At 58.5% G+C, this 11,937-nt stretch carries 11 protein-coding genes; 6 read left to right on the forward strand and 5 right to left on the reverse strand.

What is annotated here, in order from left to right:
- The first annotated feature begins 48 nt into the window (after positions 1–48).
- Positions 49–1,314 (forward strand): HAMP domain-containing sensor histidine kinase, encoded by a 1,266-nt coding sequence (locus AB5975_23045; protein ID XDR19375.1) that lies wholly within the window; start codon positions 49–51, stop codon positions 1,312–1,314.
- Between the two features lie 15 nt (positions 1,315–1,329).
- On the opposite strand, the gene AB5975_23050 is transcribed toward AB5975_23045, so the two are convergent.
- On the reverse strand, positions 1,330–1,770 hold the full coding sequence (locus tag AB5975_23050) for an Lrp/AsnC family transcriptional regulator (GenBank protein ID XDR19376.1): 441 nt from the start codon (positions 1,768–1,770) through the stop codon (positions 1,330–1,332).
- Between the two features lie 143 nt (positions 1,771–1,913).
- Here AB5975_23050 and AB5975_23055 point away from each other — a divergent pair, with 143 nt between their 5' ends.
- Complete coding sequence (locus AB5975_23055) at positions 1,914–4,961, forward strand: aminotransferase class III-fold pyridoxal phosphate-dependent enzyme (GenBank protein ID XDR19377.1); 3,048 nt, start codon at positions 1,914–1,916, stop codon at positions 4,959–4,961.
- A 52-nt stretch (positions 4,962–5,013) separates the two neighbouring features.
- Here the strand turns inward: AB5975_23055 and AB5975_23060 are convergent, their stop codons facing one another.
- Positions 5,014–5,454, reverse strand: coding sequence for an Lrp/AsnC family transcriptional regulator (locus tag AB5975_23060; protein ID XDR19378.1), 441 nt, complete (start codon positions 5,452–5,454; stop codon positions 5,014–5,016).
- A 287-nt stretch (positions 5,455–5,741) separates the two neighbouring features.
- Here AB5975_23060 and AB5975_23065 point away from each other — a divergent pair, with 287 nt between their 5' ends.
- From AB5975_23065 to AB5975_23080, 4 genes are all read left to right on the forward strand, one after another.
- Positions 5,742–6,530 carry an ABC transporter substrate-binding protein gene (locus tag AB5975_23065; GenBank protein ID XDR19379.1) on the forward strand — a complete coding sequence of 263 codons (789 nt, stop codon included), beginning with the start codon at positions 5,742–5,744 and terminating at the stop codon, positions 6,528–6,530.
- A gap of 65 nt (positions 6,531–6,595) precedes the next feature.
- Entirely contained in the window at positions 6,596–7,243 is a 648-nt protein-coding gene (locus AB5975_23070) for an amino acid ABC transporter permease (GenBank protein XDR19380.1), read from the forward strand.
- Positions 7,244–7,252: 9 nt separating this feature from the next.
- A complete protein-coding gene (locus AB5975_23075; GenBank protein ID XDR19381.1) occupies positions 7,253–7,912 on the forward strand; it encodes an amino acid ABC transporter permease in 660 nt (219 codons plus the stop codon).
- Between the two features lie 11 nt (positions 7,913–7,923).
- Positions 7,924–8,673, forward strand: coding sequence for an amino acid ABC transporter ATP-binding protein (locus tag AB5975_23080; GenBank protein ID XDR23015.1), 750 nt, complete (start codon positions 7,924–7,926; stop codon positions 8,671–8,673).
- On the opposite strand, the gene AB5975_23085 is transcribed toward AB5975_23080, so the two are convergent.
- From AB5975_23085 to AB5975_23095, 3 genes are all read right to left on the reverse strand, one after another.
- On the reverse strand, positions 8,674–9,252 hold the full coding sequence (locus AB5975_23085; protein XDR19382.1) for a hypothetical protein: 579 nt from the start codon (positions 9,250–9,252) through the stop codon (positions 8,674–8,676). It lies immediately after the preceding gene.
- A 318-nt stretch (positions 9,253–9,570) separates the two neighbouring features.
- Positions 9,571–10,557, reverse strand: coding sequence for a DNA/RNA non-specific endonuclease (locus AB5975_23090; GenBank protein XDR23016.1), 987 nt, complete (start codon positions 10,555–10,557; stop codon positions 9,571–9,573).
- Between the two features lie 170 nt (positions 10,558–10,727).
- A complete protein-coding gene (locus AB5975_23095) occupies positions 10,728–11,573 on the reverse strand; it encodes a serine protease (protein XDR19383.1) in 846 nt (281 codons plus the stop codon).
- Positions 11,574–11,937 lie beyond the last annotated feature (364 nt).

Below are 11,937 nucleotides of genomic sequence, written 5' to 3' on the forward strand. Positions count from 1 at the left end.
CTCCGCCTGTCGCTAGGGTTGTCCCTGGCGATACTACTGGTTGCGACAATGAGTGGGGTATTCAGCTACCTCTCGGCCTTCGATGAGGCGCTTGAGCTGCAGGACAACAGCCTGCGCCAGGTTGCGGCGTTGTACATGCGCCAAGGTTTGGCATTTCATTACCCAGCCAACGAGCATTCTGTCCCAGGCGACGATGAAGAAACCCGCATCGTCATCCAGTATCTGGCTGATGGACAGGCCGTCAGCCATGCTGATGACAGCTTGTTGCCGTTGCCCATTCCGGGCGCCGTGGCCAATGGCTTGTCTACCATAAATGTCGGAAACGAACCTTTCCGTGTGCTGGTGAACACCGATTCTTCCGGCAAGCGTTTTGCCGTTGCGCAGGAAATTGACAGCCGCAATCGCGATGCCCGCGATAGCGCATGGCGTGCATTGCTGCCATTCGCCATCCTCTTTGCCATTTTGCTGGTGGTGGTGGCCAACCTGATTCGCGAGCTGTTCAGGCCTGTCGCGAGTTTGGCGGCAATGCTCGACCGCCGTGATGATCAGGACCTGCGGCCGATTGATGAGCGTATGCTGGCTATCGAAATACGCCCTTTCATCCAGGCAATCAACCGGCTGCTGGCGCGTGTTGCCCGCACCCTGGAGAGCCAGAAGCGCTTTGTCGCCGATGCAGCCCATGAACTGCGCACCCCCCTTACAGCCCTTTCACTGCAGGTGGAAGGCCTTGAACCCGAAGCAATGACGGCCCGCGCCCAGGCCCAAGTGGCCCAACTGCGGCTCGGTATCGCCAGAAGCCGCAAGCTCATCGAGCAACTGTTGGCATTGGCGAGCGCCCAGCTCGGCGCGCTGCCGACACCTGCGGTATCCCTGCATGAAGTCTGCCGTCGGGTGCTGGAAGATCTGATGCCCTTGGCCGAGCAGAAGCAGCTCGACATTGGCCTGGAAGGTGACGATGCACGCTTGCCCATACGCGAAGTCGAGTTGAGGACCGTGATCAGCAACCTGGTCGAGAACGCCATTCGCCATGCCCCTGTGGCGGGCCATGTCGACCTGCGTGTGGAGCAGGGCGTCGGCCAAGTCACGCTCAGTGTCAGCGACGATGGCCCGGGCATTGACCCGCAAGAGTGGGAGCGCGTGTTCGACCCGTTCTATCGCGGCACTGGCTCGGTGGGGGAAGGCTCCGGCCTGGGGCTGTCGATTGTACGGACCATTGTTCAGCGTTGCGCAGGCGAGGTGGACGTGGGGTACACCGATGCGGCGCGCCGCCAGGGCTGGCGGGTATGTTTGCGTTGGGTGACAAACAGCGGTTGACGATCCGTCAGGGTGTCAGGCGCCCTGACGGTCGATATCCCGGCGCAGGACCACCGAAGTGGTAATGTCATCCACTGATTCGTGACGTGCCACATTGTCGCGTACCTGGTTGAGGTCGTCGATTGTCCGTGTCTCCACTTCAACCACCAGGTCAAGCTGGCCGCTCACCGATGAAACCCGCCGCACGCGCGCGTCCGTTGCCAGCTGGTCGAGCAGCCCCATGGCAGGTGTGCGCTGCAACGTCACCAGCAAGATCGCCCTTATCACGTTGGCGTCTATTTCGCCGATGTCCGCCCGATAGCCACGGATGATCCCGCTGCGCTCAAGGTTGGCGACGCGCTCGGTAGTGGCGCTTCTGGAAAGGCCTATGCGGCCGGCCAACGCCTTCAGCGCAATACGCGCATCTTTCGAAAGTACTTCAAGAATCTCACGATCTTTTGCGTCCAGGTCACGCATTGCACCACCCAATAAGCTCGCCGTCTTTATGCCGGCCGGAACCGGCATAATGCCTGTCGATCCCGACCGTATGCAGGGTGTCGGTTTCGGTGGTGCATGACAAGCTATTGAAAAAACAATTTGCTCGCTCGGAACGTGATGATATGACAGACCTTTCCCACCCGGCACCTCGGTTTTCGGCAAGCGATGCAGAGGGCCTTGCAAAAGATTTCTTCAATGTCACCGGCATTGCAACGCCCCTGGACGGGGAGCGTGATTGCAACTACCGGCTGAAGACGGGCATGGATGCAGGCTGGATCCTGAAAATCGTCAATGCCAGCGAGCCCAGGGTAGAAAGCGAGTTTCAAACCGCGCTGCTCGATCACCTGGCCGTGCATGGCGCGCACTTGGGCGTGCCTCACCTGCGGGCCAGCGTGGCGGGCGATTACCTACCGACGGTGACCAGCGCCACAGGTGAACAGCACGCGGTGCGCCTGGTCAGCTGGTTGGCCGGCACGCCGCTCGCCGAGGCCAGGCGCTCCTTTGCGCTGATGAGAAACTTCGGCCAGGCACTCGGTGAGCTTGACCGCGCCCTGCAGGGCTTCATGCACCCGGGCGCCGTTCGTGAACTGGACTGGGACCTGTGCCATGCGGCGCGCGCTCGATCACGCCTGCACTGCATCAAGAGCCCCGAGCGGCGGGCCATTGCCGAACGTTTCATCACCCAGTTCGAGCAGACTGTCCAGCCCAGGCTGGCTTCACTTCGCGCCCAGGTGATCCACAACGACGCCAACGACTGGAACATTCTGGTCGATGCCGAATCCACCAGCAACGTAACTGGCTTCATCGACTTTGGCGACGCAGTGCATAGCGTGCTGATTGCCGAAGTCGCGATCGCCAGCGCTTACGCCATTCTCGACATGGACGACCCGATCGGCGCTGCTGCTGCGCTGGTGGCCGGCTTCCATGAAAAGTACCCGCTGCAAGCGCAAGAGCTTGATGTGCTGTTCAACCTGATTGCCATGCGCCTGGTCATCAGCGTGACGTTTTCTGCTTCGCGGCACGATCAGGCAGGCGACAATCCCTACCTGGCGATCAGTGAAGCACCTGCCTGGCGCCTGCTGGAACAGCTTGATGCGATGAACCCACGGCTGGCCACCGGCATCCTGCGCAAGGCCTGTGGTTTCGATGCCATCGACGGTGCCGGGGAAATCCGCCGCTGGATTGCGGATAACCACAAAGCGTTCGCCGACCTGGTGCGCCCTTCAGCCGCCATCCTCAACAAAGTGATCGCGCCGTTTGGCGACGCCAGCCACGAAATGACCATCGCTTCGGCCGAGCAACGTCCTGCGGATGCGACCCGCTGGTGGGACGCGTTCTCTGCCGCGCACAAGGTGCCGCTGGCCATCGGGCCATGGGGCGAGTTGCGTACTATCTATACCGACAGTGCTTTCGAGTCCCGTTTCATCAAGGGCCAGCGTCGCACCTTGCATGTGGGGGTCGACCTGGTGATGCCGGCGGGTACGCCTTTGTACGCACCGGTCACCGGCACCGTCAGAAGCGTCGAGGTAGAACCAGACCCGCTTGGGTATGGTGGCCTGGTGATGATCGAGCACGCACCGGCAGGTTGCCCGCCATTTCTGACCTTGTGGGGGCACATGGCCCATGAGGCGCTCGGCCGCTTGAAAGCCGGTGACAAGCTAGAGGCTGGCGACCTGGTCGGTTACATGGGCACCGACCATGAAAATGGCGGCTGGATCCCCCACCTGCATCTGCAGATGGCCACCGATACCCAGCTGACCGCGAGCGAGGTCATTGGCGTTGGTGAGCCAGAGTACCGTGACGTGTGGGCTGACTTGTTCCCTGATGCCTCGATGTTGGCCGGCATTCCGCCAGAGACCTACGACCAGCAGGGCATGACCAAGGCCCAGATCATTGCCAAGCGCAAGGAGTTGCTGCTACCGAACCTGTCAATTTCGTACACTGACCCGATCAAGTTCGTGCGTGGCGATGGCGTATGGCTGATCGACAACTTCGGGCGGGCCTACCTGGACTGCTTCAATAACGTCTGCCACCTGGGCCATAGCCATCCCGATGTGGTCGAAGCCTTGACCCGTCAGGCTGCGCGACTGAACACCAATACCCGCTACCTTCATGACAACATTGTCGAATATGCCGAACGCCTGACCGGCACCTTGCCAGAGGGGCTTTGCGTCGCGTCCTTTGGTTGTTCGGGCAGTGAAGCCAACAGTTTGATGCTGCGCATGGCGCGCAACTACACAGGCAGTGACCAGGCAATCGTGCTGGACTGGGCCTACCACGGCACCACCCAGGAGCTCATCGACCTGAGCCCATACAAGTACAAGCGCAAGGCCGGCAAAGGCAGGGCGGCGCATGTTTACGAGGCGGTGGTCCCGGACAGCTACTACGCGCCCGAGCATTGGCCAGTGGAAGAGCACGGCAAGCGCTTTGCCGAGTCGGTAGCAGAGCAACTGGATGCCATGCGCAAGGCAGGCAAGAAGCCCGCTTTTTTCCTTGCCGAGTCGATTCCCAGCGTGGCGGGGCAGGTGTTCCTGCCCGAACACTACCTGCAGGAGGTATACGCCATGGTGCGCGCCGAAGGTGGGCTGTGCCTGGCCGATGAGGTACAGGTCGGGTTTGGCCGTGTGGGCAGCCACTGGTGGGCATTCGAGACTCAGGGCGTAGTGCCGGATGCTGTCACCATGGGCAAGCCGATCGGTAACGGCCACCCGATGTCGGCGGTCGTGACCACGCGCGAGGTTGCCGATGCCTTCAACAACGGCATGGAGTATTTCAATACCTTCGCCGGCAACCCCGTGTCGTGCGCGGTAGGCCTGGCAGTGCTCGATGCGATCGAGCGCGACCAGTTGAAGGAAAATGCCTTGAGCGTTGGCAATTACCTGCTCGATGGTTTCCGCAAGCTGCAGCAGCAATTTGATGTGATTGGTGATGTGCGCGGCCTGGGCCTGTTCCTCGGCATTGTGCTGGTCACTGACCGTCAGTCGAAGGTGCCGGCCACGGCCTTGGCCAGGAAAGTAGCCGACGGCGCCAGGGAGCGCGGCGTGTTGATCGGCACCGAGGGCCCGCATGACAATGTGTTGAAAATGCGGCCTTCAATGATTTTCAGCCGGGCCAATGCCGATTTCCTGCTCGAGGTGCTGAAAGACAGCTTCATCGCAGCGCTGAAATAGCCTATCGGCTGGGCAGGAGGGCGTGCCGAGGGGCACGCCCTTTGTCGTGTGCTCAGGCTTTTTGGCGGTCAATATCGCGCCGTAGCACCACCGCCGTAGTGATGTCGTCTACAGAGTCATGGCACGCCACAGCGTCTCGTACCCGGTTCAAGTCATCGATCGTCCTCGCCTCTACTTCGACCACCAGGTCGAGTTGCCCGCTGACCGATGAAACCCGTTTCACCTGGGCGTTTTGTGCCAGCAGGTCCAGCAGCCCGAGTGCTGGTGTACGTTTCAGTGCTACCAGGATAATCGCCCGTATTACATTGGCATCGATTTCACCAATGTCGGCACGGTAGCCGCGAATGACCCCGCTACGCTCCAGCTGCAAAACCCGCTCGCTGGTAGCACTTCGCGACAGGCCGATTCTTGCCGCCAGCGCTTTGAGTGCCACGCGTGCTTCCTTGGAAAGTATCTCGAGGATTTCCCGATCTTTGATGTCTAATTCGCGCAATGCTGGCACTCCTGCCTGTTCACCGGTAAATGGCCGGATGCCCCAGTGAAGTGCAGGAGGCACGCCAGCCGAATACTTGCTAGTTTTTGGTGCATTGCAAGACACTACTCCAGTTTTGAAACCGGTCGAAGTAGCGCCGACATTATGTCGGTCGATCCCGGCAATGTGCCACCCGAACACGCACATTGCAGGGTGATTTCAAGGTGTCCGTGTGCAAAGCTCTTTGTGAAGGAGGGGCCATCAGCGCCCCAGACAATAAGAAATACAAACTTCCAAGGAGTGCCTCGATGTGGGTAAGAAAAACCAGGATGCTACTTGCATCCAGCGCAGTGGCAGTAATTGCATTGTTCTCTCAGGGCGTGGCGCAGGCCGATGACTTGCAGACAGTTCAAGAATCAAAAACACTGCGCGTGGCCATGAGCGGCCAGTACGCTCCCTTCAGTTTCGCCAACGAAAAGAATGAAATTGTGGGTTTCGACGCCTCCATTGGTGAAGCACTCGCCCAGCGCTTGGGTGTAAAGATAAAAATCATCACCACCCCCTTCGACGGCATTATTGCCGGGCTGTTAGCCAAAAAGTATGACGCCGTCATCGCTTCGATGACCATTACTCCCGAGCGGCTGAAAGCCGTTGATTTCGTGGGGCCTTATTACCATGCAGGCCGTACCATCGGTGTAAAGGAAGGCTCTCCGATCAAGGGGCTGGATGACCTCAAGGACGTCACCGTTGGCGTTACCTTGGGCGACTCGCATGACAAATGGGCGCGTGCTCGCGGCAATCTTAAAGTGCGCACCTATAAAGGGTTGCCGGAAATGCTGGTCGACCTGGATGCCGGGCGTATCGATGCGGTAGTGATGGACAGCATTCCGGTCATGGTTGCGGTAAAGGAAACCGGTCAGAAAGTGCGCATCATCAACCTGCCCGACGAGCAGGGTGGCCGTGAAGGCCTCGGCATTGCCATCCGCAGGAACAACCCTGAACTCAAGGCCCAGTTGCAGAAGGCCCTGGACGAGATCCTGGCCGATGGCACTTATAAAGAAATCTCCATGAGATGGGTGGGTAGCGACATCCGCTGATGCACACCTGCAGTGGCCTGGCCGACAGGTTGGGCCAGGTTGGCTGAACTTTGTGAGTGGTTTTTATGGACCTGTCATTGATCCTCCGTACCTACCCGTTTTTCATGGAAGCCGCTTGGGTAACTGTGCAAATTTCATTACTTTCATTATTACTGGGTTTGGGCCTGGCAATCATTCTCGTGGCAGGCAGGTTATCGCCAGTCATTATCCTGCGATGGGCAGCCAAGATTTACGTCAGCGTATTTCGCGGTACGCCCTGCCTCGTGCAGTTGTTCATTATCTACTTTGGCGGGCCACAGATAGGCATAGAGCTGGAGCCATTCTCTGCTGCGGTGATCGGCTTAGGCATGAATATCGCTGCGTATATGTCCGAGTCCATCAGAGGTGCTATCGACAACGTCGACCCTGGCCAGGAGGAGGGCGCACGGTCAATTGGTTTCAGCCGCAGGCAGACGCTGTTGTTCATCATCATTCCACAAGCACTGAAACTCATGATCAGGCCGCTTGGCGTCAATGCCATTGGCCTGATAAAGGGCTCTGCCCTGGTGTCGGCCATTTCGGTTGTTGAACTGACATATACCGCGCAGCGCTTCATCAGCTCAACTTACAAACCGTTCGAGATATTCATGGTGTCGGCGTTGCTTTATATCGTCATGGTCTACTCGGTCAAGTACTTGGTGGAAGTACTGGACCGGCGATACGCGACCAAGTGAGGAGTACCCGTGGAAGGATTAAACCTGAGTGTCATCACGCCTTACTATGAAATGCTGGCGACCGGCCTGTGGTGGACGGTTGTCATGTTTCTCTGTTCCAGTGTCATCAGCGTGGTGGTGGGCGTGCTGTTTGCCCTGATCGACTTGTATGCGCCCAGGGCCATGGCATTGCCTGTGCGTTTCGTCACCTGGCTGTTGATGGGCACGCCCTTGTTGCTGCAACTGTATTTGATCTACTACGGGTTGGTTCAGGTGGGAATCGATATTCCGGCGCTGGCTGCCGGAATCATCGGGCTGAGCCTGCACTTTGCGGTGTACAACGCTGATGTGATCAAGTCGGGGATCGAGGCAGTTGACCCTGGCCAGATAGAAGGCGCGCGCTCGATTGGCCTGAGCAAGGCAATGACCCAGCGCTACATCATCGTTCCGCAGGCGCTCAGAAAAACCATTGCGCCGCTTGGGAACAACCTCATTGTCTTGCTCAAAGACACGTCGCTGGTATCGATCATTGGTATCGCCGAACTGGTCTACAGCGCCCAACTGGCAGTCAGCGAAACGTACAGCCCCTTTGAGTTCTACATCGCCGTGGCGGTGATCTACTACGTGGCCAACCTGGTGCTCGAGGCTGGGTTGCATCTTATTGAAGCAAAGGTCGAGATGTCACGATGAACAACAACGTTATGGTGGAAGTGAAGGGCGCTCGTAAAGCCTACGGTGCACTTGAAGTGCTCAAGGGTATCGACCTGTCGGTGTCGCGTGGGCAGATTGTCGCCATCATTGGCCCCAGCGGCTCGGGTAAAAGTACCTTGCTGCGCTCGATCAATCATCTCGAAGTGCTTAATGGTGGTGAGGTCTGGCTTGACGGCGATCAGGTCAACCGGCCCTTGAAAGGCCGCGCCTTCGAACAGCATATCAACCAGGTGCGCCAACAGATGGGCATGGTGTTTCAGCACTTCAACCTGTTCCCGCACCTCACCGTCTGTGAAAACATCGCGATAGGGCCGGTGAAGTTAAAAGGCTATTCGAAAAGTGCGGCCAGGGCGTTGGCCCTGGAGTACTTGCAGAAGGTCGGGTTGGCTAACAAGATCGACGAGTACCCATCACGTTTGTCTGGTGGGCAAAAACAGCGTGTTGCCATCGCCCGTGCCCTGGCCATGGAACCCAAGGTGATGTTGTTCGATGAGGCGACGTCGGCACTAGACCCCGAGCTTGTCGAAGAAGTGAACCTGGTCATGAAGCAATTGGCGGCCGAACATATGACCATGCTCATCGTCACACACGAGATGCGTTTCGCCGGTGAGGTGGCCGATCAGATTGTGTTCATGGACGGCGGCGTGGTCGTGGAGCAGGGCGCACCGAGTGATATCCTCAGCAACCCAGTGCAGGACCGCACGCGGGCTTTTCTAAAAAAACACCTGCATGACCGCTAGCTACTGACCTTCAGTAAACGTTGGCTTTTGCAGCAGATTGAACAGCTCCTTGGCAATTTGCGCCTGTTCTTCTCTGGTACCGGCGGCAAGCACACGAATTCTGAAGGTTGACGGCAAAATCATGAGGCCTGAGCGTTCGCGAGCCAGGTCGATTAATTTATGCACGGGTGAGTACAGAAGATAGAGCAGGCCGGCCACCGAGAGCCCTGACATGAGAGTGGTAATCCAGGCTGTATTGGCTGCGGGAGACAGGAATGGGGCGACAGCGGACCCGATCACTAAAATGATCAACACGATGCCAACGATCAGAACCCAACGCCGTACCTGTTCTTCCTCGGTCCGTCTCGCAATCAGTATTTCGTTGATAGCCGCTTCGAATTTATCGATCGCCAGGGTGATCTCCTGACGCATTCGATTCAGCTCCTGGGCATCTGCCGTAGGTCCTTCCAGATTATCGGAGCTACGATTGAAGGCGGTGATCCGACTGGTCAGCCAGTCTGACACGAAAGGAGCTTTTGCATTGTGGCCCGCTAAATCCGAGACAGCTTGTGGGCTCAAGTAGGTAGTAAGGTCCTTCATCTTCGTTGTTCTCCTGCTGTATGCCGACGTGTCGACGCAACTGACCAAACTTAGACTGCCACTTACCTGTCGCCTTCTTGCGAAGGGATCTTAAACCAGTTCGAGCCGGGTTTTTACGTTGCCGAAGAGCGTGTATGCACTCCAGGTGGGGTCTGTATCGGGTGATCGGGTACTCAACCCGAAGGTGCTGACAAGCAGGAACGTCGTGATCAAGATGAAGACCCGGCGTAGGCGTTGCGTCTTCATATCCGTCCCCGGCTATCTTGCAGTCCATGCAGTGGAGGGGGCACTTGTTGCCTCCCCCAGCTGCGCTCGCCCTTATCGGTTTACTCGCCCGTCACAGGATGATGTCAGGGAGTTCTTCAATCGGTAAAACCAACGGCTCCCCCTACCTACCGCCTCCTGCCCCAATGGATTCTTGGTGAGCGGGTCGGCACCTAGGTAATCGCTGAAGTCATAACCGGTGGCCTTGACCAAATCGGTAATCGCTACCTGGAATGTACGGTAGGCGCCGAGGACCATACCCTCCAACGCTTCTGGGCGTGATCGATCCTCCATCAGCTTGCGGATCAGCTGCCCTTGGCTCAATACGTAGGCGGTGGCGTGCAGCGCCTTGCTCTCGCTGTCCAGCGTGGCCACCAATTTCCAGAACTCGACCGGGACAGTTGCACCGTCGATTTCGATCTCTTCCTCTTCGCTGTCCGGGCCTCGCAGAATCGGGCCGGTGAAAACACAGGCCTTGAAACCGTGCGTACGTGCACTGTCGAGGATGTAGTTTTCCAGACCTTGCCAAAGCGCCTTACCCTGATTCAAGCGCGAGTGCTGGGCGGCCGCGTTGACGTAATGGAAGGTGTCGTCGTTGGCCTTTTGTGCCTCTGCTGCATCACCCCAATTGGGGTCCTCGCGTCGCACCATGTGGCCACGATCGATCTCGGCATCCTTGAAGTTGCTTTCGCCTAACTGGATCGACCTGGGTATGCGCTCATCGACGAACCACTTGTCTACCCCTCGCTTGATTCTTACCGTCGCTCCACCATCGATGTTGACTGCAGTGATCAGCGGGAGCTTGAGTATTGCAGAGTATTTCACCCCAAAATGGGTGTAGCGCAGCTCGAAGGGCTCTGGAGGGTTGTCGCTTGGTTTGGCGAGGTCCTCCGAAAGTCGTTGGGGGAGGCGTGGCCAAGGTGTCGAAACCACTGCTGCCCCGACTTCGCCTTCCAGGAACTGGGTACTGAAGCCTTCTCTATTGTTGAAGTGTTCGGCCGGGTGGCTGCCATCCTTGGCCTCTTCGCGGGCAGCCTGCATCAAAACCGAAATTGGGCGTTCGCCATTGAGCAGAGCCGCGATGGTCTTGGCACTGACGGCGGTGTTTGCCTTGCCATAGATACCGGAGAAATGCAGGCCGACAACTTTGCCGTCTTCGAGCCGGATCAGCGGCGAGCCGGAGTTGCCACCCAGGCTCGTACAGTCGTAGGTCAGGATGCCGTTTTCAGGGGCAGCAGGATTTTGCCCGGCGCAAAGCGCTTGACCTCGTACAAGTCACGGAAATAGCGCGCTTGCGCGTCGGCATCATTGCGCGAGTCGTAGGCGGGGTAACCGATTAGAGCGACCAGGTCATCTTTGGCCAGTCTGTCGTTGTCATTGATCAGCTCCAGAGGGGTAGGGAGGGTAAAGTCCGCCGTCTCTATCCTAAGCAGGGCTATGTCCGCCGACGTATCGTCGGCCAGGTATTCGATATGGACCAGCTCGGCTGTGCGACTGTTGTCGCCGCTTTGGCTGCTAGCTTCCTCGCCAAAGTCGATCGCGGCGCCATAGCGAGCTCCGGCAAGGGAACGCATGAAAACGGCAGAGCCGTCTTGCTTACGTTTGGCCACCAGCTTGGCCACATGCCGGTTGGTAACCACCACGGTACCGTTGCCCTGGTGCGCGACCACCCAGCCAGTGCCTCCCCATGGCATGTCGTAATTGCGAAACTCGAGGCGTCCAACGGACGGAACCCACTTCTGCACACCCTGAATAAGCGACCCAGTCTCCTCGGGAAAGTCTGGCAGCGGTTCAAGTACCACCATGTCGTTGCGGATCAGTAACGGCGGGCGCCCCACCAGCATCACGATCGCCTCCAGGCTGGAGAGGACTGTCGAATACTTTCTTGCTACGGCTTCCAGGGGTTGTCCCGCCGCCATTGAGTCAAGGCTGGGGCCGGACAGCGTGCTCATGATCGAGTGCGGCAACCGGCCCGAATCCATCGCAGCTCGCACTGCCGCTTCCATCTTGGGGGTAAGCCTTTTCTTCAGGCTGTCGAGCCTCTCTTCATTCGTCATGTCGCTCTCCTTCAGAATGCGCCGCGCAAGATGAGAACCGTCAGCGCCGGTGCGAAGGCCGCCGGCGTACCGCGCGCCAGCAGCCGTTGTGTGATGCGTTCAGGCGTGGACGTGCTGCGTGCCTGCTCGGTCTCGGCTAACGCACCGTCCAGCCGGCGGCGCAGAAGCGGCAGAAGTGCGTCAGTCCCAAGGGCCTTTGCCCACATGGCGAGCTCTTCATGCGCCTGGTCCGTGGGCGTAGGGCCTCCAAGGAGCACCTCCAGGCGCTTGCGCAGGGTTTCGTCAATCGGCGGGTGATTGCGCCAGCCACCTCGACGTTGGCCAATCGACCAGTTTCCCGCTATTGTCCGGCGCCACCGCTCGG

The organism is Pseudomonas putida (assembly GCA_041071465.1).
GTDB classification, from domain to species: domain Bacteria; phylum Pseudomonadota; class Gammaproteobacteria; order Pseudomonadales; family Pseudomonadaceae; genus Aquipseudomonas; species Aquipseudomonas putida_P.

Bases quoted from the DNA above. Each gene is read 5' to 3' on its own strand.
- AB5975_23045 (XDR19375.1), top strand. From the start codon at position 49: ATGAGTGGGGTATTCAGCTACCTCTCGGCCTTCGATGAGGCGCTTGAG.
- AB5975_23070 (XDR19380.1), top strand. From the start codon at position 6,596: ATGGACCTGTCATTGATCCTCCGTACCTACCCGTTTTTCATGGAAGCC.
- AB5975_23090 (XDR23016.1), bottom strand. From the start codon at position 10,557: ATGCAGGCTGCCCGCGAAGAGGCCAAGGATGGCAGCCACCCGGCCGAA.
- AB5975_23095 (XDR19383.1), bottom strand. From the start codon at position 11,573: ATGACGAATGAAGAGAGGCTCGACAGCCTGAAGAAAAGGCTTACCCCC.
- AB5975_23055 (XDR19377.1), top strand. From the start codon at position 1,914: ATGACAGACCTTTCCCACCCGGCACCTCGGTTTTCGGCAAGCGATGCA.
- AB5975_23050 (XDR19376.1), bottom strand. From the start codon at position 1,770: ATGCGTGACCTGGACGCAAAAGATCGTGAGATTCTTGAAGTACTTTCG.
- AB5975_23085 (XDR19382.1), bottom strand. From the start codon at position 9,252: ATGAAGGACCTTACTACCTACTTGAGCCCACAAGCTGTCTCGGATTTA.
- AB5975_23080 (XDR23015.1), top strand. From the start codon at position 7,924: ATGGTGGAAGTGAAGGGCGCTCGTAAAGCCTACGGTGCACTTGAAGTG.
- AB5975_23065 (XDR19379.1), top strand. From the start codon at position 5,742: ATGTGGGTAAGAAAAACCAGGATGCTACTTGCATCCAGCGCAGTGGCA.